The sequence below is a fragment of the Exiguobacterium sp. SH0S7 genome (genome assembly GCF_004337195.1).
Lineage (GTDB): Bacteria > Bacillota > Bacilli > Exiguobacteriales > Exiguobacteriaceae > Exiguobacterium > Exiguobacterium aurantiacum_A.
In genome coordinates this window covers 185,754-206,337 of sequence record NZ_SJVA01000004.1, presented here as the reverse complement: position 1 = coordinate 206,337, position 20,584 = coordinate 185,754, and the positions used below count along the sequence as shown (strand labels likewise).

The 20,584-nt window shown below is 53.1% G+C and carries 19 protein-coding genes; 5 read left to right on the top strand and 14 right to left on the bottom strand.

The genetic code is table 11. The features are described from left to right. Positions 1-7: 7 nt before the first annotated feature. From EVJ22_RS09220 to EVJ22_RS09205, 4 genes are read right to left on the bottom strand one after another with little or no spacing between them, the layout of a single operon-like run. The gene (locus EVJ22_RS09220; protein ID WP_131443789.1) at positions 8-1,375 is read right to left on the bottom strand and encodes a phenylacetate--CoA ligase family protein; all 1,368 of its coding nucleotides are present in this window, start codon (positions 1,373-1,375) and stop codon (positions 8-10) included. Between the two features lie 24 nt (positions 1,376-1,399). Then, on the bottom strand, positions 1,400-2,743 hold the full coding sequence (locus EVJ22_RS09215; protein WP_084812984.1) for a phenylacetate--CoA ligase family protein: 1,344 nt from the start codon (positions 2,741-2,743) through the stop codon (positions 1,400-1,402). Beyond that, positions 2,743-3,771 carry an NAD-dependent epimerase gene (locus EVJ22_RS09210; RefSeq protein WP_071398403.1) on the bottom strand — a complete coding sequence of 343 codons (1,029 nt, stop codon included), beginning with the start codon at positions 3,769-3,771 and terminating at the stop codon, positions 2,743-2,745. The genes EVJ22_RS09215 and EVJ22_RS09210 overlap by 1 nt, the downstream gene beginning before the upstream one ends. Continuing rightward, positions 3,768-5,681: a polysaccharide biosynthesis protein gene (locus tag EVJ22_RS09205; RefSeq protein WP_071398404.1), complete on the bottom strand. Its 1,914-nt coding sequence runs from the start codon at positions 5,679-5,681 to the stop codon at positions 3,768-3,770. The genes EVJ22_RS09210 and EVJ22_RS09205 overlap by 4 nt, the downstream gene beginning before the upstream one ends. 448 nt (positions 5,682-6,129) lie before the next feature. Between EVJ22_RS09205 and EVJ22_RS09200 the strand changes: the two genes are divergently transcribed. Further along, the gene (locus EVJ22_RS09200) at positions 6,130-6,882 is read left to right on the top strand and encodes a homing endonuclease associated repeat-containing protein (protein ID WP_071398405.1); all 753 of its coding nucleotides are present in this window, start codon (positions 6,130-6,132) and stop codon (positions 6,880-6,882) included. A gap of 35 nt (positions 6,883-6,917) precedes the next feature. On the opposite strand, the gene EVJ22_RS09195 is transcribed toward EVJ22_RS09200, so the two are convergent. The 4 genes from EVJ22_RS09195 to speE all read right to left on the bottom strand — a co-directional run bounded on the left by EVJ22_RS09195 (position 6,918) and on the right by speE (position 10,155). Continuing rightward, positions 6,918-7,868 carry a sodium-dependent bicarbonate transport family permease gene (locus tag EVJ22_RS09195; protein WP_084812985.1) on the bottom strand — a complete coding sequence of 317 codons (951 nt, stop codon included), beginning with the start codon at positions 7,866-7,868 and terminating at the stop codon, positions 6,918-6,920. A gap of 198 nt (positions 7,869-8,066) precedes the next feature. Further along, on the bottom strand, positions 8,067-8,435 hold the full coding sequence (locus EVJ22_RS09190; RefSeq protein ID WP_071398408.1) for a Na-translocating system protein MpsC family protein: 369 nt from the start codon (positions 8,433-8,435) through the stop codon (positions 8,067-8,069). A 2-nt stretch (positions 8,436-8,437) separates the two neighbouring features. Further along, on the bottom strand, positions 8,438-9,319 hold the full coding sequence (gene speB, locus EVJ22_RS09185) for an agmatinase (protein WP_071398409.1): 882 nt from the start codon (positions 9,317-9,319) through the stop codon (positions 8,438-8,440). After that, positions 9,316-10,155: a spermidine synthase gene (gene speE / locus EVJ22_RS09180; RefSeq protein ID WP_070328241.1), complete on the bottom strand. Its 840-nt coding sequence runs from the start codon at positions 10,153-10,155 to the stop codon at positions 9,316-9,318. The genes speB and speE overlap by 4 nt, the downstream gene beginning before the upstream one ends. A gap of 205 nt (positions 10,156-10,360) precedes the next feature. On the opposite strand from speE, the gene EVJ22_RS09175 reads away from it, so the two are divergent. The 4 genes from EVJ22_RS09175 (at position 10,361) to cls (ending at position 14,581) form a co-directional block, all read left to right on the top strand. Beyond that, complete coding sequence (locus tag EVJ22_RS09175; RefSeq protein ID WP_071398410.1) at positions 10,361-11,311, top strand: EAL domain-containing protein; 951 nt, start codon at positions 10,361-10,363, stop codon at positions 11,309-11,311. Between the two features lie 98 nt (positions 11,312-11,409). Then, positions 11,410-12,594, top strand: a complete 1,185-nt coding sequence (locus tag EVJ22_RS09170) for a chloride channel protein (RefSeq protein WP_131443788.1) — start codon at positions 11,410-11,412, stop codon at positions 12,592-12,594. Positions 12,595-12,659: 65 nt separating this feature from the next. After that, positions 12,660-13,010: a hypothetical protein gene (locus tag EVJ22_RS09165; protein ID WP_071398412.1), complete on the top strand. Its 351-nt coding sequence runs from the start codon at positions 12,660-12,662 to the stop codon at positions 13,008-13,010. Positions 13,011-13,123: 113 nt separating this feature from the next. After that, positions 13,124-14,581 (top strand): cardiolipin synthase, encoded by a 1,458-nt coding sequence (gene cls / locus EVJ22_RS09160; RefSeq protein ID WP_233589664.1) that lies wholly within the window; start codon positions 13,124-13,126, stop codon positions 14,579-14,581. On the opposite strand, the gene EVJ22_RS09155 is transcribed toward cls, so the two are convergent. The 6 genes from EVJ22_RS09155 to murQ all read right to left on the bottom strand — a co-directional run bounded on the left by EVJ22_RS09155 (position 14,557) and on the right by murQ (position 20,506). After that, entirely contained in the window at positions 14,557-15,090 is a 534-nt protein-coding gene (locus tag EVJ22_RS09155) for a TVP38/TMEM64 family protein (RefSeq protein ID WP_071398413.1), read from the bottom strand. The two genes, cls and EVJ22_RS09155, sit on opposite strands and share 25 nt — an antisense overlap. 49 nt (positions 15,091-15,139) lie before the next feature. Continuing rightward, complete coding sequence (locus EVJ22_RS09150) at positions 15,140-16,402, bottom strand: dicarboxylate/amino acid:cation symporter (protein ID WP_131443787.1); 1,263 nt, start codon at positions 16,400-16,402, stop codon at positions 15,140-15,142. A gap of 156 nt (positions 16,403-16,558) precedes the next feature. Next, entirely contained in the window at positions 16,559-17,062 is a 504-nt protein-coding gene (locus tag EVJ22_RS09145) for a YwhD family protein (RefSeq protein WP_070328246.1), read from the bottom strand. Between the two features lie 57 nt (positions 17,063-17,119). Then, positions 17,120-18,172 carry a DUF871 domain-containing protein gene (locus EVJ22_RS09140; protein ID WP_131443786.1) on the bottom strand — a complete coding sequence of 351 codons (1,053 nt, stop codon included), beginning with the start codon at positions 18,170-18,172 and terminating at the stop codon, positions 17,120-17,122. Positions 18,173-18,225: 53 nt separating this feature from the next. Continuing rightward, positions 18,226-19,599, bottom strand: coding sequence for a PTS transporter subunit EIIC (locus EVJ22_RS09135; RefSeq protein ID WP_131443785.1), 1,374 nt, complete (start codon positions 19,597-19,599; stop codon positions 18,226-18,228). A 13-nt stretch (positions 19,600-19,612) separates the two neighbouring features. Continuing rightward, the gene (gene murQ / locus EVJ22_RS09130) at positions 19,613-20,506 is read right to left on the bottom strand and encodes an N-acetylmuramic acid 6-phosphate etherase (RefSeq protein ID WP_071398417.1); all 894 of its coding nucleotides are present in this window, start codon (positions 20,504-20,506) and stop codon (positions 19,613-19,615) included. Positions 20,507-20,584: the final 78 nt, after the last annotated feature.

The following is a 20,584-nucleotide window of genomic DNA, read 5'->3' as shown; positions in this document are numbered from 1 at the left end:
CCTCCAGTTATTGTGAAATTTGATTCATCACCTTTTCGACGACGATGACTTTTCCGTTCGGGCCTCGAGGAATTTGTTTGACCGGCGTCAACGTAATCTCGACGCTGTCTCCGACGAGCTCTTTCAACCCCCGTCGAAGCACTTGTTCATGAGATGAGGTGAAGCGATTTGGGTCTTTGATGTAGCGCATCTCGATGTGATGCAAATCGAGTTGCCGAAACTGGACTTGAATGACCGAGTTCGGGAGCTCGCTGACGATCGTCGTTAAATCCCCTTCATAGACTTTGAGTCCTTTTGGCGTGACGATGAAATTCGATTGCCGTCCCTCGATCGACTCGACATACGTCCCGCCTTGACCGCACGGGCAAGTCCCTTCCCCAAACTTCATCCGGTCCCCAATCCGGTAGCGGACGAGCGGTGTGCCGTGGGTCGTAAAGCCCGTGACGAGAATTTCTCCGTCCTCCCCGTAAGGCTCGATGACTCCCGTCTCGTGATGAAGGTGCATCCGTCCATGACTGCACTCGCTCAAAATCGGTGCACCTTCGGACGAGGCGTATTGGTCGAACACGGGCGCATTGAACGCTTCTTCAAGCAACGACCGTCCAAACGCCGTGATCGTCTCTGACGTCGGGAACAAGGCGATCAGTTGGAAGTCGAGTTTGATGTTGTGCGCTTTAATGTATGAGGCCAAGTCAATCATGGCGGACGGGGCGCTATCGAGAACGCTTGGTTTGAACCGATTCAGTTCTGCGATATAGTGTGGGATATTCGTCTCGGTCAGATGGAACAACGACAGCAGTAGTTGATTCATCGGACGATTATACCGCCAAAACACGGGTGTCGCTTGATCCGGTTCACAAATGACGCGTCCCGTGAAACTGGCTCGTTTCATCCCTTTTTTAAAGCCGTGTTGTTCTTTAAAATAATCCAAATGGGCCATCCGGATCTGATAATCTTCCGCTGTGAATTTCACTTGGAGCGACGCACCGGTCGTCCCGCCTGTCTTGCCGGTAATGTCTGTTTTCACGTGCGAGTAGATGGCCGGGGTCGAGCGGACCGTTTCCTTCTCGAGTATCGGAATCTGTTTCAGAGCTTCAATCGAGTGGAGCGGGAGCGATACGCCGGCCTCGTCGAATAACTGACGGTAATAGTCATTGTTCGCTTCGCAAAATGCTAAAAAGTCATTGAGTCGTCGAAGCTGGTCTGCTCGAACGGCCGCGTCATCCGTCGGACGGTTGCGTAGTGCGGCAAGCTCCTGCTCGTACGCTTTCCCGTAACGCTCTTGTGACAATTTCAAGCCATAAAGTGACGTCATCCAGTTTTGAAGGCGGATCGGCGCCTTAAAATATACGTCCCGCAACGCGAAGATTGCCATGATCGAACTCCCCTTTTGTATGGGTCAGACGTGAAGTCGCTTCACGACCCGAATTTTTCCGTTTGGTTCTTTTTTGATGGCCGGCACATTTTTAAGACGGATTCGCATATTCGGTGTGAACAGTCGTTCCACTTCTTGCTTTAATATCGTCTCATGTTCGTTTTCGAACCGGTCCTCATCTTTGACATACAACATTTCAATCTGGTCGATCTCATGTTGGAGCACTTGGACTTGAAGTACCGAGTTCGGCAGCACGGCGACGGTCGCCGTCAAGTCGCCCTCGAATACTTTATAACCTTCCGGTGTCTCGACGTAATTCATTTGACGGCCATCGATCGACGAGATGACCGTACCGGGGTGGCCGCACGGACACGTCTCATCGCTGAGCGTCATCCGGTCTCCGATTCGATAACGGACGAGCGGCGTGCCGTGGGTCGTGAAGCTCGTGACGAGCGCTTCTCCGTCCTCCCCGACCTCAATGATGCCGCTCTCCGGATGGAGGTGCATCCGTCCATGCCGACATTCGGTGACGAGCGGTGCGCCTTCTGAAGAAGCGTATTGGTCGTATACCGGGGCGTCGAAAACTTCCTCGAGCAACGCGCGTCCCCATGGTGACAACGTTTCCGACGTCGGAAAGATGGCGATTGGCTTGAACGTTAAGCGCATATCCGTGTCTTTTAAATACTTGGCGACTTCGATCATCGCGGACGGCGAACCGTCGAGGGCGTCAGGTTGAAAGTCGTTCAATGATTCGACGTAGGCCGGGATCGTTTTCGGATGAAAGTGAACGACCGAGTAGAGCATCTGTTTCATCGGAGCGTTATAGCGCCAGTAGACCGGCTCTTCCTGGCCGCGCGGACAAATCATCCGATCGGTGAAACTCGCTCGTTTCATCCCTTTTGCAAAGCCGTGCTGCTCTTTAAAGTAATCCAAGTGGGCCATTCGAGCTTGATAATCTTCGACCGTGAACCGGACTTGAAGTGCCGTCCCGGTCGTTCCACCCGTAGAACCAATAATTGGTGCTTTAACGTCCGAGAAAATAGCCGGTTCGGTACGAAGTGTCTCTTTCTCAAGCACTGGAATTTGTTTCAAATCGCTCAGTTGCAGAAGCGGCAGCTCTACGTGATGGCGGTCAAACAAGTCTCGGTAGTAGCTATTATGCGTCCGACAGAACTTAAGGAACCGATTGAGCCGGTTCAGTTGGGCCGTTTGCGGATCGACGAACCGTCGACTTCGGAGCTTGGTCAACTCTTTATCGTAATAAGGACCGTAACGCTCATGGTATAACTTCAACCCGTATAGCGAGATGAGCCAGTTTTGGACCGGCAACGGAGAGTTGGCGTAGATTTTGTCTTGAAGTGACATCATCACTCGATTCCCTCCTTCAATGCATGGTGATACGCGATATACCAATCGATAAATTCATGCACCCCCTGTTCAATCGGGGTCTGTGGTTGAAAATCAATCGCTTCATACAATTCTGATGAATCGGCAAAACTTTCCGGCACGTCACCCGGCTGCAGCGGGAGTTCGTTCACGATTGCTCGCTTCCCTAGTTTTTTCTCGATGATCCGAATAAAATCCATCAGCTGGACCGGGCTATGATTGCCGACGTTGTAAACACGGAACGGGACGTCGCTTCGGTCCGGGAGCGGGTCATGATAGTCAAACTCTTCGTCAGCGAACGGTTGAACGTCCATCAAGCGGACAATCGACTCGATCACGTCGTCGACGTACGTGAAGTCACGGGCCATTTGCCCATAGTTATAGACGTCAATCGCTTCGCCTTTCATGATGGCTTCTGTGAATTTGTACAGCGCCATATCCGGTCTTCCCCACGGTCCATAAACGCTGAAAAAGCGGAGTCCGGTCGTCTTTAGACCGAACAGATGGCTATACGTGTGGGCCATCAGTTCATTCGCTTTCTTCGAAGCTGCATATAACGAGAGCGGATGATCGACCGGATGCTGTTCAGAGAACGGCATTTTTTGGTTTGATCCGTACACGGAGCTTGATGATGCATAAACCAATTGCTCGACCGGGAAGTTTCGGCACGCCTCAAGGATGTTTAAAAATCCAACGATATTCGATTGGATATAAGCGTCCGGATTTTCAAGACTGTAGCGGACGCCTGCTTGCGCAGCCAAGTTGACGACGATGTCAGGACTTCGTTTCTCGAACACCCGTGTGACAGCCATTTTGTTCTCGAGCGAGTCCCGATACAGTTTGAAGTTCGGGTGCGTCAAGACGTAAAGACGCGCCTCTTTCAAATGAGGATCGTAGTAATCATTCACTTCATCAATGCCGACGACGTGGTGCCCTTCTCGCAACAGCCGGCGCGCCAAATGAAAGCCGATGAACCCGGCGACACCTGTGACGAGCACAGTCTTTTTCATAATGTCTTCCTCCTTTGAGTGGGGTCGCTCGAACGAATCCGAACGGGCTCGATCTGAGGCGCGAACATATCTGCCATCACTTCTTCCGGGATTTCGCTGTTGGCGACGAACAAGAGGAAGGACGTCAATGCGCTTTGTTGGTCAAGCAGATGTTCAATCGTACGTAAAATTGGTTCGACCGATTTGAACGGTCGCGTACAGCCGACAAAAATTTTATCGTACACTTGATTTTCGCTGCGTTCGCTCGTGGCAAGCAGCTCCTCATACAACTTCTCGCCTGGCCGGATCCCGCTGTATTCAATCGGAATTTGCTCAAGCGTGAAGCCGCTGAGCGTGATCATCCGTCGGGCCAAGTCGACGATTTTGACCGGCTGTCCCATATCAAGGACGAACACCTCACCGCCATTCGCGCGAACACTTGCTTGAACGACGAGCCGACTCGCCTCGGGGATGGTCATAAAGTAACGCGTCATCTCGGGATGTGTCACCGTAATCGGCCCACCTCGTTCAATCTGTTCTTTGAACAACGGGACGACCGAGCCGCGACTGCCGAGGACGTTCCCGAACCGGACGACCGAGAACGTCGTCGCACTATGACGCGCTTGTTGCTGCACGACCATCTCGGCGACCCGTTTCGTCGCGCCCATTACGTTCGTCGGATTGACCGCCTTGTCTGTCGAGATCATGACGAAACGTTCGACGTTAAACAAATCAGCGGTTTCGACCATGTTTTTCGTGCCATAGATGTTGTTCTTCACAGCCTCTTTCGGGTTCCCTTCCATGAGCGGGACGTGTTTATGGGCCGCTGCGTGATAGACGATCTCAGGCTCGAACTGTTCGAACACTTCCATTAACCGCGCCCGGTCTTGGACGTCCCCAATGATCGGACAAATCTCCGTTTCCGTTTGTAAGTCTTTGAGTTCACGGTCAATCGAATAAATGCTGTTCTCGCCATGTCCGAACAAGACGAGGCGCCCAGGTTCAAATTTGATCAACTGCCGGCATAGCTCAGATCCAATCGATCCACCAGCACCTGAAATCAAAATGGTCGTGCCTTTTAGCTTATGTGAGATCTCGGATACGTCGAGTTGGACCGGCTCTCGTCCGAGCAAGTCCTCGATCGCCACTTCCCTGATCTCATTCATCGATACTTTTCCGGACGCAAGCTCCGATAGCATCGGCAACGCGTGTGATTCGACGCCTGTCTTCTCGATTCGCTTGAGCAGTTGCAGTCGCTTGTTGTAAGGCAAGGACGGGATTGCGAGAACAACGACTTCGATCCCGAACTCTTCAATTTTCCGCTCGAGCGCATCAATCGGGCCGATGACCGGTGTCCCGTGGATATAGAGCCGTTGCAGGAACGGATTGTCGTCTAAAATACCGACGACGTTTAACACGTTCGTCCGATGTTCTTTCAACTCTTTCGTGATCTTCTGCCCTGAGTCCCCACCGCCGATGATGAGCGTCGCTTTCCCGCTCGGCGGAGCGTTCCGGAAACGGAAGAAAGACCGCATTCTCGCCACGATCCGGATGAACAGCATCCCGTTGAACGCGAGCAGACTCTGGACGAACAGCGCTTGATACGATACATTCTCTAACACGACGAGGGCAGCACCGAGGACAAGTAAATCACTCGTGAGCAACACGAGGGCGAGCAATTGCAACTCACGCATCGAACCATAACGCCAGTCAATCCGATAAACGCGTGTCATCCACCCGAGGACGAGCAGAGCCGTACTCTTCAGCGCTAAAATCATCATCAACTTCGTCGTGTCGCCGGAGACGGTCGTGTCATGAGCGAACAACAGTTTGAACGTGAGAAAGATGGCCGCAGCCGCGATCGTCACGTCGAGCATCATAAGCATCGTGTTTTTTCGGTCCATCGGATAATGATTGAATCGAATAGTCATCCTGTCACCACCTTAAAAGATTGCCGAATGTAAACGGGTTATTCGCTGATGCTAGATTAGTACCCGTTCGAGATTCACAATCTGAAAGAAAACCATAGCTTTTTCATAGCAACGAAATTTAGCCATCAAACAGTTTTACAAATGTATGATGGCCATTTCTTTTTGTTTGTGAATATTTCCGCACTAAATGGGTAATATTGAAAGTATATGAGTCGTGAATTAGGTGTAAATTGTCAATAAGGAGGGGAATTTAGAAATAAGTAAACCTACATGCTCGTCACATGATTTCTTCACGACTTGCTTACACCGTCAGTCACGAGTCTTTTATGTTCATTGTCAACCGCAGTCGCGCCCTCGACCGTTTGGGCTTTCCTTGAGGACCATCATCGTTCAACCACACCATGACCTTTGAAGCAATCAAGTGCTTCTAAAAAGGAGAGACATCACGATGAAAAGATGGACAGAGCAGCAAATCATCTCATGCCTACAACAAGCAGCGAATGAACTCAAAGAATTCGATACGAAACAATACACACTCTGGGCCCGCAGCAAAGACGTTCCTTCCCTCTCGACCGTGATTTACAAATTCGGTTCTTGGCGCGAAGCCGTTCAGGCCGCTGAAATCAAAATGATGTACCGCTATTATTCGGACGAAGATATTTTAACCGCGTTAAACGAGGCCGCTGAAGAACTCGACATCTTTACGAGCCAAACGTATCGGGAGTGGGCCAAAGTCGCACAAGCCCCGTCGCTCACGCTGATTAGCAGTCGGTTCGGCTCGTGGTCAAACGCACTTCGCGAAGCGAAGTTGCAGACGACGACGGCCCGCAATAACGAGGAGCGCATTATTCAAGCACTCATCGAGGCGTCCGCCGAACTGACACGTCTCACTTCACAGCACTACGCTGTCTGGGCGCAGGAGAAGGGATATCCGACCGTGGCAACGATTGCCCGGAAGTACGGATCCTGGAGCTACGCCTTGTTCGTCCTCGATATCGCCCCACCGAAACGGAAATGGGACGAAGAGGACGTCATCGAGGCGCTCCGGGTCGCTAAAGATGAATTAAGTCATTTCAGTATCCTTCACTACCGTAAATGGGCCGAAGGACGAAACGTGCCGAGCACGTCGACGATCAACGCCTTGTTCGGAAGCTGGACCGCCGCTTTGAAATGTATGGAACAACAGCAAGTCATCACCTGACAAAAGCGCCGTCTCATTAAGAGACGGCGCTTTTGTCAGGTGACGATCGTGATGAAGAGCGGGATACCGACGAGCAGATTGAACGGGAACGTGACGGCGAGGGCGAGCGTCAAATAAAACGACGGCTCGGCTTCCGGGACGGACGCTTGGAGCATCGCCGGCGCCGCGATGTAAGAACCGCTCGCTGCGAGCGTCATGAGCAAGATCGTGCCCCCGTCAGACAAACCGGCCAGTCCGGCGGCAAAGTAGCCGACAACGGCACCGATGAGCGGGAATAACGTCCCGACAATTAAAAACTTCATGCCGTACGCCGGGACGTCTTTCAGCTGATGGCCGACCTTGACCCCAAGGCTCAGTAAGAATAAGAGTAAGACGCCTGGGAACAAGTCGACGAAGAATGGTGTCAGCGCCGAGGTGTCCGGCGTGACGAATCCGACGACGAGGCCGGCGATGAGCAAGAGGATGCTCTTTGAGAGCATACTGTCCCGGATGACGGTGAACGACTGGCTCGGGGCGGCCGTGATACCGAGCACACGTGTCTGGTTGTACAGTAAGAGCGCGACGACGAGACCGGGAATCTCGAGGACGACAACGAGCGTCGTCATGAACGGTTCGTAGCTGATACCGAGCCGCTCGAGCTGGGCGGTCGCAGCGACATACGTCACGAGCGAGACCGAACCGAACGTCGCCGCCATGGCGATCCGTTCGTGAAAGCTGAACTTGAACAGACGGCCGAGCCCAAAAGCGACGAGCGGTAAAACCATCCCGAGGACGAGCGTCACGGCGAGCGGTGCCGCAAGCTCGTCAAGCGAGACAGCGGCGAGCCCCATCCCCCCTTTTAACCCGATGGCGAGCAGCAGATAAATGTTGAGTGTCACACTGAGCGATTCTGGTATCTTTAAATTCGATTTTCCAAGGGCGGCAATCACGCCCGTCACGAACAGGAGCACCGGGGCGCTCGTCAATAAAAACGTCAATAGTTCCATTATTTCCTCCTAGACGACAAAAGCGCACACCAAAGAAAGGTGTGCGCTGCATGCCGACGGCTCGAACACGTTCGTTCCGTCTAGCCGACAACTGTCGGATTTTTTTTTGACAGCTCCGTTTCAGGACGGCGGTGGAAAGTTCCCGTAGGCTCTCTCCACCAATCCTGACGCGTCTCTGCTTCTAGTGTAAAAATGTCGTCACGCCTTGTCAATCACATCGTCCCACGGTGCATCCAACCGAAAGACGATGAGGCGTTCGCCTGTCTTCGTGCTGATGTCCGTATGGAGCGACACGAGCCGTCTCCCGAGCACGTCATAAATGATCGTCTCGAGTTGGACCCGGCCGGATTCGACGAGGTTGTTGCGGTATTTCTTTAACTGTTCGCGACCACTCGACTTCGCGGCGAGTTCATATTCGGCCGGGGTCAAGACGCCTTGCAGCGTCACGATGGCCAAATCGCGGAGCAGGTCACTCTTACACGTTAATGAACCGCGCCCGAGATACTCTTTCTCCCATTGGGTGATCCGGGCGCTCAGTTCCATCTCGAGCTGACCTTTTTTCGGCATCGTTACTTCACGAACCCGATCATCATCTCGCGAAGGATCTTCGCGGCGGCGATCGCCGTCATGTCTGACTGATCATACGCCGGTGACACTTCGACGAGGTCGGCACCGATGATATCGAGGTCAGCGTTGGCGATGGCATGGACCGACTCGAGCAACTCTTTCGTCGTGATGCCGCCGATCTCTTGCGTGCCGGTTCCTGGTGCGGCCGACGGGTCAAGGACGTCGATGTCGATCGTGACGTACACTTTTTTGCCGGCGAGCGTCGGTAGGACGCGCTTGAGCGGTTCGAGCACTTCATACTTGTACAAGTTGTAGCCGACATCTTTTGCCCAGTCGAACTCTTCTTTCATCCCCGAACGAATCCCGAACGAGTAGCAGTTCGACGGTCCGATCAAGTTGGCCGCTTTTTTGAGCGGTGTCGAGTGCGAGAGCGGCTCGCCTTCGTAATCGTCACGAAGGTCGGTGTGCGCGTCGAGGTGCAAGATGACGAAGTCGTCCCCGTACGCGTCATACATCGCCTTGATGACCGGCCACGTGACGAGGTGTTCACCGCCCATACCGAGCGGGAACTTCCCTTCCTTGATGACGTCTTTGACGAACGACTCGATCATGTCGAGCGATTTTTGGGCGTTGCCGAACGGGAGCGGGATGTCCCCTGCGTCATAGACGGCCGCTTCGTTCAAGTCCCCGTCAAGGTACGGGCTGTATTCTTCAAGTCCGATCGAGACTTCACGGATGCGGTTCGGACCGAAACGTGAGCCCGGACGGAAACTGACCGTCCAGTCCATCGGCATGCCGTAAAGGACCGTCTTCGCATCCGTCACTTCCGGTAGGCTCGCGATAAACACTTTTCCTGAGTAGGCTTCATCGAATCGTTTGATCATTTCGTCAAGTCCTCCACGAATTTAGGAAGCACGAACGCCGCCGAGTGCAGCGCTGGCGTGTAGTATTTCGTCTCGATATCGTGGAACCGCTCAGCCGGAACTTGAAGCGGGTCGTACTTCTTCGAGCCGATCGTGAACGTCCACAAGCCGCTCGGGTACGTCGGCACGTTGGCTGTGTACAGCTTCGTGATCGGGAAGATCTCTTTCACGTCACGCTGTACCGTTTGGATGAGTTCTGGTGTGAACCACGGGTTATCCGACTGCGCGACGAAAATTCCATCGTCTTTGAGCGCTTTCGAGATTCCTGCGTAGAACCCTTTCGTGAACAAGTTCGCTGCCGGTCCGACCGGTTCAGTCGAATCGACCATGATGACGTCGTACTCGTTTTCCGATTTCGCGATGTGCATGAAGCCGTCGCCGACGATGACTTCGACGCGTGGGTTGTCGAGCTCACCCGCAATATTTGGCAAGTATTTCTTCGAATATTCAATGACTTTCCCGTCGATGTCGACAAGAACCGCTTTCTCGACTGTTGGGTGTTTCATAATCTCACGGATGACACCACCGTCGCCGCCGCCGACCACGAGAACGTGTTTCGGGTTAGGGTGCGTGAACAGTGGCACGTGCGCCACCATCTCGTGATAGACGAATTCGTCTTTATCCGTCGTCATGACCATTCCGTCAAGCAACAACATTGTACCGAACTCGTCCGTTTCGACCATCTCTAGTCGTTGAAACTCCGTTTGTTCGCTCTCATAAACGTGGTTAACCCGGAACGTGATCCCGTAATCTTCTGTCTGGTGCTCCGTAAACCATAACTTTAATTTTTGGTCCATCGATAGAACCCCTTTCTGTTCAAAAAGTTGTTCGTATGCGAGTGGCGTTTTGAGGCGCTTCTTATTCATACGATAGGAAGTATACAAAAACTGTCCGCATTTTGCACGATTTTTTTATTTATTCGTCCAGATGTGTGATTTTTCCATGAGGTTTAGCCGATAAACTGGATATAGATGTAGTTTATAACAGGAAAGGAGGGATCCTATGTGGTCTCCTTGCGTGGCCTGCTCCACGACAATCCCGCTTTTTGAACGTGGCTTGTTGGTCGTCAACGACCAACCTCAGCCATACGAATCATTTGATGAACTCAAGACTAAGCTATCTTCGGTCGAGGACAATGTATATTGTGTCAACCCTGCCACGAAACAGCAAACACCGATTCTACCAGCAATCGATTTGCTCGAACAGATCGCCAACCGTGACACGATTGAGCTGATCCAACACGGGGAGTTCGAAAGTCACCTGCAACCGATCATCCATCTCGACACAGGTGAACGGTTCGGTTACGAGGCGCTCCTTCGCAGCCCGAACAATATCTCGCCTGGGGAGCTGTTCCGCGCCGCCAACCGGTTCGGACTTCATTCGAAGCTCGACCAACGCGCCCGGTCCGAGGCAATCAAAGCGACGTATCACGCCGTTGCGCCTCACGAGAAGACGTTCATCAACTTCTTGCCGTCGACAATCTACAATCCTGACTACTGCCTGCAACACACGTTCGAAGTCATCGACCGCTACGGGCTCAGTGCCGACCGCTTCATCTTTGAAGTCGTCGAGACGGAGCAAGTCCAGGACGTCGCTCATTTGCAGCACGTGTTCGCCACGTATAAGAAACGCGGCATGAAAGTCGCGCTCGACGATGTCGGTGCCGGCTTCTCGACGCTTGACATGTTACAGCGGCTCGAGCCCGATTACGTCAAAATCGATCGGTCGTATATTTCGTTCTGTGACCAAGATGCCGAGAAACGCACGTTCTTGAAGAACGTCCGTCAATTGACGCGCTCGATGGGCATCACCATCCTCGCCGAAGGGATCGAACGCGCCGAAGAAGTCGACGTCTGTCGCGAACTCGGTTATGATCTCGCTCAAGGCTACTTTTTCGGAAAACCGGCTGCACCAGATCATGTTACTTCGCTTAAATCGATGCCACTCTTATAACAGAGTAGCATCTTTTTTTAGGTTTTAGAGAAGAACGTTCGGGAGATAGGATAACTAACAGAAGTTTTTAGTGATACGGGCAAAAAGGTGGGAGATCAGTGAAGACCATCGTCGTAAGTGTCTATGCAGGCATACTCGGTATTTTGATTGGATTCATTAGCTGGATTTTTTTATCGGTCGTCTATAAAGGAATTCACTTTGTCTGGCATACCGTACCCGAACGAGTCGAAAGTCCTTTTTATATCTTTTTCGTACCGCTCGTAGCCGGAGTCTTGATTGGACTATTACAGCAGCGATACGGGCCGATGCCGCGCCTTATGCCAGAAATTTTAGAAGACAGGAAGACCTCAGGACGGATTACCTACCGCTACATCGGATTCACGACGCTCACCGCTCTTCTCGTCTTGATTGGCGGTGCTAGTCTCGGGCCCGAGGCGGCTCTCATCGGAATCGTCGGCGGGCTTACGACTTGGTTTGCCGAACGACTCCGTTATGTCCGGCACGAGCTGAATGAATTGCAAGAAGTCGGGCACGCGGTCGTTCTCGGGATTGTTTTCAACGCACCATTGTTTGGAGCGCTCGCAGCCGAAGAAACTGAACATAAAAAGCAACCGATGCTGAACTTACTGGCAACTCTTGCGGGCGTCGGGACGTTTTATCTCCTCAACCGATTGGACGAACGTCCACCTTTTGTCGTCAAGTTCCCCGCCATCGAGTCAATTCAGCTTGACTGGTCGATTTTATTCATCATCTTGATTGGCATGGTTTTTGGTTGGCTTTATTTACTAGCAGAGCATGCTTTGATGAGGCTAACCTCTCAAGTACCTATCTTGTTTTTGACAATCATAGGTGGAATCGGAATCGGTACGATGGCACTCATTTATCCAGACCTCTTATTCTCTGGGGAAGAGACCATTTTAGAGTATTTTAATGATTGGGAGCGTATTCCGCTGTATACACTATTATTGTTTAGCTTTTTAAAGCTATTTTTTACCGCCTTTTGTCTCGCCACCGGCTGGCGTGGTGGACATATTTATCCATTGCTTTTCTCTGCTTTCACCCTCGGCTACTTTTTCAGCGGATCATTCGACCTCGACCCAACTTTTGCCGTCGTTTTAGCGACGAGTACCCTGCTTGCGACTACTATGCGCCAACCGTTGGCGATCATCGTCCTGCTCGTCTTGTTCTTTCCTCCGAACAGCTGGGTTTATGTATTTGGAGTCGTGGCGATTGTATCAAAAATCCCCCTTCCCGCGTTCATCCATCCTCATGCACACAATTGATTTCAGTATGAAAAAAAAGGGTATTGGATGAGTAGTTATGCAGTGCCTGGAAAGGAGGGTCGTTTATGAACGAATACAACGTCGCAATTGAAAATTTAGTTGATGCAGTCAGTTCAGATTGGATTAGTATCATCTTAGCCATTTTGGTGGTCCTCATGGGGATTGTCGTATTCGTTTTTGTCGTCATGACAATCGTCGATATGTTTTTATCGAAAGACATCCTTTGGGGAATTGTTGAAATTGTCGCTCTATTCGTTGGTATCGCCGTTTTATTGTCCGTCTTTTACTACTGGAACCGTAATCGAACGAAAGCACAATTCGCTCTCTTCCTCGTTTTGTTTTCACTCGCTGTCAACCTGTACTTCTTCATACGCTACGCGAATGAGATCAACGCCGTATTAAACAGCTTGTATTAAGACGAGGGGACTCCCCTCGTCTTAAACGTTTTAGAAAGTAGGTGCCTTTGTTGAAGCGACGAGTCATTCAACTGATCATGATGATAGTCAGTCTCGTTTTACTATTAGTTTTTTTGTTTTGGGTTGACACGCTCACTCCGTTTTTAATTTTAATCGGGGTTTTCGCCCCGCTCATCGTCGGTTGGAATATTTTATTTGACCAAGTTCAACCGCAAGCGAAGCTCGCTTGGCTGCTCACCGTCTTGTTCATCCCGTTTCTCGGCGCTCTCGCCTGGGTGCTGTTCGGCCGGACACCGAAACGCCACCGCCGGATCAAACGAACATCGTCCGAGATTCGCATGTTCCGGCAAGCGATCGAAGCCGACCGCGTCGAGACGACGAATGAAGTATCCGACCGGTTCCCTCTCACGAGAGCGCTCGAAAAAATGGGCGCGACCGGTGCCGACGGCCATACGGCGACGAAACTGCTCGTCAACGGAGATGAAAAGTACGACGCTGTGCTCAAAGACATCGAGCAAGCGACGCACCATATCCACGTCCAATATTATTTGTTCCGGACCGATGAGATCTCCCTGAAGATTCGCGACGCCTTAATCAAAAGAGCCAATGAAAACGTCACCGTCCGTTTTCTTTATGACGGTCTCGGCAGCCAAGAGATCAGCGAAGATTTCCTCGAGCCGCTCCGCAAGTCGCGGGTGCACGTCGAAGCGTTCGATCCGGTCCTGCATCCGCTGCTCGTCTTTAACGCCAACTTCCGAAATCATCAAAAACTCATCGTGCTCGACGGACGGATCGCCTACACTGGTGGGCTTAATGTCGGCGATGAATATCTCGGCAGACATAAGAAGCTCGGTTTTTGGCGAGATACGCATTTGCGTGTCGAAGGACCGCTCGTCCGGGAGCTTCAGCGTCTGTTCATCGAGAATTGGCTTTACGCCGGTCACGAAGAAGAGAGCGAGACGTGGGACCTGTTCGCCGACGCTAAACATCTTCCGGAATACTTCATTAACGAACCGCAAGACGCGAACGGGGCGACACAACTACTTGTGACGTCTCCCGGTAAGGACGTCACGATCCGGGATGGGATGATGCGTCTGTTGATGGAAGCGAAAGAGTCGATTTGGATCACGACCCCTTACTTGATCCCACCGCCCGAACTGCTCGCCGTGCTCGAAGTAGCAGGGAAGAGCGGCATAGACGTTCGCATCGTCGTCCCAGGACAAGGCGACGAATGGTTCAGTTTCCATGCGACCGAATATTATTTCGAGCAGCTGCTGAAACGGAACATCCGCATTTATAAATACAATCGTCATTTCATCCATGCAAAAACCGTCCTCATCGACGGCAAAATTGCGCTCGTTGGGACGGCTAACTTTGATTTCCGCAGCATGTATTTGAATCACGAGATGACGATTGCCCAGTTCGAGACGTCATCAATCGGTCAACTGCATGACGCGTTTTTGAAAGACTTCGACGAGTCGATTCTCGTCGACTGGTCGACGCTCCGAAAAAAATCGAACGGCAAACGGTTCATCGAGGCGTTCTGTCATATCTTCTCGCCGTTGCTTTGAAACACACGCCAGAGGAGATAGATGAGCACGAGTAGCGCGATCAGCACGAATTGCCAACCGGTCGCAACACGCATCACGGCCGTGACCGCGAGCGCCTCGATGAGGAGCGCCGGCACTTTCCCAATCGTGCTCGCCGCGGCGAACGACGTTAGCGTCATCCGACTGAACGCAGCCGATAACGTGACGAGTCCGGACGGGACGAACGGCATGAGTCGCATCCCGAGGACGAGGAACCACGCCTCAACCCCGCTCGCCTCGCGGAGACGCTTGAAGCGCTTTCCGTTCGGTGACGTATACGTTTGTAGCGCGCGTCGGTACAGTACGAAACTGATGACCGCTCCGACCGCCTCACCGACGATTGAGACAGTGACGCCGAGACCGAAACCGAGAACCTTTACGTTCAGCGCCGTCAAAAACGCGCTCGGCAACACGCCGGCGACGGCGATGGCACTGTTCAAGACGATACTGATAACGACAAACAGCGGGATCGGGAGCAGTTCCCATTCCATCATTCAAACCCCATTTCAAAAGGCTGACCCCGCGAGGTCAGCCTTTGTTTTATTTCGCTTCGACTTCATCCCACGCATCTTCGTCGACAGGTGGAAGGTGTTTCTCTTCAAGCTTCGCTACAACGACCGCACACGTCGCGTCACCCGTGATGTTGACGGACGTACGGAGCATGTCGAGGATACGGTCGACCCCGATGATGAGGGCGATCCCTTCGACCGGCAAGTTGACCGACTGTAAGACGAGCGCGAGCATGATGAGCCCGACACCCGGCACGCCAGCCGTCCCGATCGAGGCGAGCACCGCCGTGATGACGACCGTCACGAGCTCAGTGATTGTCAAGTCAGCGGCGAACACTTGGGCGATAAAGATGGTCGCGACCCCTTGCATGATGGCCGTTCCGTCCATGTTCACCGTCGCACCGAGCGGTTGGACGAATGACGAGATCGAACGCGGGACGCCGAGCTTCGTCTGGGCGAGCTCCATCGACACAGGGAGCGTCGCGTTTGAAGACGACGTCGAGAACGCGAGCGTGATCGCTTCATAGAAGTTTTTAAAGAAGAAGACCGGACTCATCTTGCCGAGCAAGATGAGCGCTCCGCCGTAAACGATGGTCGCATGTAAGAACAACGTCAAGACGACGGCAAACATGTACCATGCCATCGCTGCGACAGCATCAAACCCGATACCACCGATGGCCGAGGCGATCAACGCGAAGGCACCGTATGGGGCGAGCTTCATGACCAAGTGAATGAGATGCATCATGATGCGATCCCCTTGTTTCACGAAGCGGCGCCACGTTTTGGCACGTTCACCGAGGGCGATCATCGCAAACCCGATCAACGCCGCGAAGACGATGATCTGTAACATGTTTCCTTCAGCGAGCGCTTGGATCGGGTTCGTCGGAATCATATTGACGAACGTCTGGACGATGTTCGACGATTCTTCGGTCGTTGTCGATTCAAATGCTAGATTGGCTGTGTCGAAGTTGCCGCGTTCACCTGGCTTGATGACCGACGCGACACCCATCGCGAGCACGATGGCGAGCGCTGTCGTCGTCAAGAAGAACAGAAGCGCCTTCGACCCGACGCGACCGAGCTCTTTCGGGTCACCTAGGCCCATGACACCGAGAATGATCGAGAAGAAGACGATCGGGACGACTAACATTTTAATCAAGTTCAAAAACACTGTCCCGACTGGGGATAGTATGTACGTATTGATCACGTCGTAGACGTTACCGGATAGGCCGGCGAGCCCGAGACCGACGATGACCCCTAAGGCGAGGCCAATCAAAATTTTCTTAGTTTCACTCATCGTGTCACCCTTTCTTTTTTACACAGTGCGTTTAGTATAGCATAATGCTAAATTTCCTTACAATTCCGGTTGATTTGCGGGCCTTAACACGGTCATTTTCCCGAGTTGCTTCAAAAGAAAACAAAAAAGATTGGAGACCGTGACGGTCCAATCTTTTTACTCGGCAGCGAGACGCGCGAGCTCAGTATGAAGTTCGGTCGACTGGTCCCATATCTCCGGACGGTGCTGTTGCAGAAACTCCGCGAGCACGCTCCGTGACGGCGCATCCATCATATCGATGAGGATCCGTCCTTTGAGCGATTTGTCCATTTGGTTGACGTGATACGGGAGCAATTTGTACCCGCGACGCGCCTCCAAGTCAATCGACATGTCACAAGCCGCAATCCCGCCGTAGTAGAACCCTTCCGGCTTGCGTCCGACCGTTACCCAGACGATCCAATACGGTTTACCGTTCGGCACCGCTTCCGGGTCGGTCAAAAACTTGATCCGCTTCTCGATTGCCGACTTGGCGTGCATCGCACCCATGTCGATCACTGCCGTACCTGCCTCGACGTCGATGATGACGGGCGACATATTGTTCAAACTGAGCGATCCGACCCCAAAACCGCCGTGGCCGTCCGTCGCATCGTCAGCGATAATGTTAAAGTTGATATCTTTCATGGCATTCCCTCCCCCTCTACTGTACACAAAGACGAGGGAACGTGGCAATCGCGAACGTCAGCCCCACTCGATTCGAAACTTCGTACCGGGTCCAACCGAACGAAGGAGCGGACGATCCGCTTCGATGACACGTCCGAGCACGTTGACCCGCTTGTCGGCTTGAAGGTCTGTCTTCGTCACTTGCATTTCGCCAGCATAGCGCCCGTAATCCATGTTGTCAATCGTGATCGTGCCGAGCGGTCGCTGTTTCGCCGCAACCGGTTCGAGCAAGCGGTCCCCAGGGCGACCATACGCCCGTGATTCGACGGAACGGATGACGTCGCGCGCCGGGTCCATCCGGTTCGTCTGGACGCGGTAGAGCGCCGCCTCGACCGTCGTATACGCCTCGGCCCGGAGGACGAGCATCCCGTCCGCGTATGACGCGAACTGTTCGACCGTCGCATCCGCTAGTCCCGGGTCACCAATCAAAATGCGGTCGACACTCCCCGTCAACTCTAAATAAGCAGCGAACGTCGACAGCTGCCGGTGGTCTTCAAGCGTCGGCAGTCGTTCGTATAGCGGTCCGCGGAGCGTCCCATCTCCCGGGATGAACGCCTGCACGCTCAACCCTTGTCGTTTTAACCAGTCATTTTTTTCGTCAAACCATTGCCGGTCGAGCCCGGTCTCCGGACGCGGATAGAAGTTATGCCAAGCTTCGACATTGTCTGTCATGAGCCCTTCCCGTTTCATCGCGTCGAGCTCTTCAGCAGTCAACGTGCTCGCGTTCAAGGCGACGGTCATCCGTTTCGACAAATCGGCGACTTGTTTCGGGGTCACCCCGTAATCGACGCGGAGGCCGGTCACCCCCCAGTCGATGAGCGTATGGGCGTCGTCCCACGTCTTCCCGAGCGCGGCGAGCGAAGTCGGGGCGATATCGGCGAACAGTTCCATGTCGTGCTGTCGCGCGAGCGTGCCGAGTCGACGCAGACGCTCCGTGTAGACCGATGGATCGTCTTCCGGGATATGTAGCGATGTGAACAGTGACGTAAAACCGATCTCACGCATACGTTTCATCCACACCGTGAACGCTTCTGTCAGCGGTTCGCTCAAGTAAACAGATAATCCTCTCATATAAAACAGCCCTCCCTATTCAAAAAGGTGACTCGAAAGAGCCACCTTGGTTGTTAAATCCCATCCGCCATCTCTTCTTTGAAACCGAAGAAATATGTGAAGATGAAGCCAGCCGTATACGAGATGACGAGACCCCCAATATACGTCAAGTACATCCCATTGTCGATGAGCGGTGTGAGCGAAAGACCCGAGACCCCGATCCCGAGCGCTGCCGTCTGCATCGTCGCTTGGAACGCACCGCCGACCGCGGCTCCCATACAAGCCGTCAAGAACGGACGGCCGAGCGGAAGCGTGACCCCGTAAAGAAGCGGTTCGCCGATTCCGAGGAAACCGACCGGGATCGCCCCTTTGATGATGTTGCGGAGACGTTGGTTGCGCGTCTTCACGAAAATCGCAAGCGCGGCCCCGACTTGTCCCGCTCCTGCCATCGCAAGGATCGGCAAGAGCGCCGTGTTGCCAACGGTGTTCAGTAACTCAAGGTGAATCGGTGTCAAACCATGATGCAAGCCGACCATGACGAGCGGCAAGAAGAAGCCGGCGAGGACGGCCCCTGCGACCGGTCCGCCGATTTCAAGCACGGCGTTCAGTCCTTGCATGATGCCGTCTGACAACACGCCTGCGACCGGCATGATCGCATAGAGCGCCGTGAAGCCGACGACGAGCACCGTAAGCAGCGGTGTAAAGATAATATCAATCGAGACCGGCATGAAGCGGCGGACGTGTTTTTCGATATACGTCATGAGCCAAGCGGCAAAGATGACACCGAACAATCCACCCCTGCCGACGACGAGTGCTTCCCCATAGATGACGATGTCGGCGAGTAACGGGTTGAACAAAATCCCCCCGGCAATCGCTCCGAGCACCGGCGTCCCCCCGAACTCTTTCGCCGTATTCCACCCGACGAGGATGGCGAGATAAGCGAAGACCGTGCTCCCGAGCACAAGCAGAATTTGCATCCACGTCTCGGTCCGGTCGACACCAGCGTTGACGGCAAAGTTCGCTGCCCCGTTGATGATCCCTGAAGCGACAAGTCCCGGGATGAGCGGGATGAAGATATTCCCTAAGCGACGCAAGAAACGTTTGAACGGTGACTTCTGTTTATCTTTCACTTTTTGACGCTCGATGGCCGCCCGCTCGTCAGGCGTCAAGTTCGCATCGACTGCCTCTTCCCCGATGGCGAGCCCCGTCTCACGGCTCAAGTAATCCGCGACACGGTTGACCGTTCCAGGTCCGACGACGATTTGCAGCGTCTCGTCATCGATGACGCCCATGACACCGTCGATTTGTTTGAGTGCCGAAATATCTGCCTTCGTTGGGTCTTTCAACGACAACCGGACGCGTGTCATACAGTGCGCGAGTTGGCGGATATTATCTTTTCCCCCGACGTGCTCGAGTATGGCTTGCGCCAACACCTCTTCTTTCTTCATCTCGTAATCCCCCTTAAATCGCGTCGCGGACGAATCCGTTCGCGCGCTGTAATCGCTCGACTGCCTCTGCATAGGAGACGTCGGCTAAAATCATGACGATCGCCGTCTTGACGTGGCCGTTCGATGAAGCGAAATAACGCGCGGCCGTCTGTTCGTCGACCCCTGTCGCTTCCGCAATCATCCGTTTGGCCCGAACTTCCAATTTCTCGTTCGTCGGTTGCACGTCGACCATCAAGTTTTGATACACTTTGCCCACTCCAATCATCGACGCCGTCGAGATCATGTTGAGGACAAGTTTTTGGGCCGTCCCCGCTTTCAAGCGCGTCGATCCGGTCAATACTTCCGGTCCCGTCTCGACCTCGATTTTAAACTCGGCGTGCTCGCTGATTTTTGAGCCTTCGTTGCAAGATAGCGCCGCCGTCGTCGCACCGACGTCACGCGCGTAATCGAGTCCGCCGATGACGTACGGGGTCCGGCCGCTCGCGGCGATGCCGATGACCGTATCGTCCGGACTCAAGTGAAGCGCTTTCAAATCGTTGATTGCCAAATCCATACTATCCTCTGCTCCCTCGACCGCTTTGACGAGCGCGCGTTCGCCACCGGCAATCAAGCCGACGACCATGTCCGCTGACACGCCGAACGTCGGGACACATTCTGCCGCATCTAAAATACCGAGTCGTCCACTCGTCCCCGCACCGATATAGATCAAGCGTCCGCCTCGTTTAAACGATGTGATCGCCCGTTCTACGACTTGTGCGATGACCGGAAGCTGTTGCTTGATCACGTGAGGCACCGACTGGTCCTCTTCATTCATCACGCCGAGCAGTTCCTCAACCGTCATGTCGTCTAGGCGCATCGTCCGTTCGTTCCGTCGTTCTGTAGCCAATTTGTCTAACATCGCCACCATCCTTTCTTCTCTCTAGTTTTATTGTACTAATTTGAAATTAAAAGTCAAACTTATTTAAATGAATAAAGAATTATAATT

Excerpts from the sequence above, each read along its gene's own strand:
- EVJ22_RS09165 (WP_071398412.1), top strand. The coding sequence starts at position 12,660 with ATGAACGAATACAACGTCGCAATTGAAAATTTAGTTGATGCAGTCAGT.
- EVJ22_RS09155 (WP_071398413.1), bottom strand. The coding sequence starts at position 15,090 with ATGGAATGGGAACTGCTCCCGATCCCGCTGTTTGTCGTTATCAGTATC.
- EVJ22_RS09150 (WP_131443787.1), bottom strand. The coding sequence starts at position 16,402 with ATGAGTGAAACTAAGAAAATTTTGATTGGCCTCGCCTTAGGGGTCATC.
- EVJ22_RS09145 (WP_070328246.1), bottom strand. The coding sequence starts at position 17,062 with ATGAAAGATATCAACTTTAACATTATCGCTGACGATGCGACGGACGGC.
- EVJ22_RS09220 (WP_131443789.1), bottom strand. The coding sequence starts at position 1,375 with ATGGCAATCTTCGCGTTGCGGGACGTATATTTTAAGGCGCCGATCCGC.
- EVJ22_RS09135 (WP_131443785.1), bottom strand. The coding sequence starts at position 19,599 with ATGAAGAAAGAAGAGGTGTTGGCGCAAGCCATACTCGAGCACGTCGGG.
- EVJ22_RS09195 (WP_084812985.1), bottom strand. The coding sequence starts at position 7,868 with ATGGAACTATTGACGTTTTTATTGACGAGCGCCCCGGTGCTCCTGTTC.
- EVJ22_RS09175 (WP_071398410.1), top strand. The coding sequence starts at position 10,361 with ATGTGGTCTCCTTGCGTGGCCTGCTCCACGACAATCCCGCTTTTTGAA.
- speE (WP_070328241.1), bottom strand. The coding sequence starts at position 10,155 with ATGGACCAAAAATTAAAGTTATGGTTTACGGAGCACCAGACAGAAGAT.
- EVJ22_RS09190 (WP_071398408.1), bottom strand. The coding sequence starts at position 8,435 with ATGCCGAAAAAAGGTCAGCTCGAGATGGAACTGAGCGCCCGGATCACC.
- EVJ22_RS09140 (WP_131443786.1), bottom strand. The coding sequence starts at position 18,172 with ATGAGAGGATTATCTGTTTACTTGAGCGAACCGCTGACAGAAGCGTTC.
- murQ (WP_071398417.1), bottom strand. The coding sequence starts at position 20,506 with ATGGTGGCGATGTTAGACAAATTGGCTACAGAACGACGGAACGAACGG.
- EVJ22_RS09215 (WP_084812984.1), bottom strand. The coding sequence starts at position 2,743 with ATGATGTCACTTCAAGACAAAATCTACGCCAACTCTCCGTTGCCGGTC.
- EVJ22_RS09205 (WP_071398404.1), bottom strand. The coding sequence starts at position 5,681 with ATGACTATTCGATTCAATCATTATCCGATGGACCGAAAAAACACGATG.
- EVJ22_RS09210 (WP_071398403.1), bottom strand. The coding sequence starts at position 3,771 with ATGAAAAAGACTGTGCTCGTCACAGGTGTCGCCGGGTTCATCGGCTTT.
- speB (WP_071398409.1), bottom strand. The coding sequence starts at position 9,319 with ATGATCAAACGATTCGATGAAGCCTACTCAGGAAAAGTGTTTATCGCG.
- EVJ22_RS09200 (WP_071398405.1), top strand. The coding sequence starts at position 6,130 with ATGAAAAGATGGACAGAGCAGCAAATCATCTCATGCCTACAACAAGCA.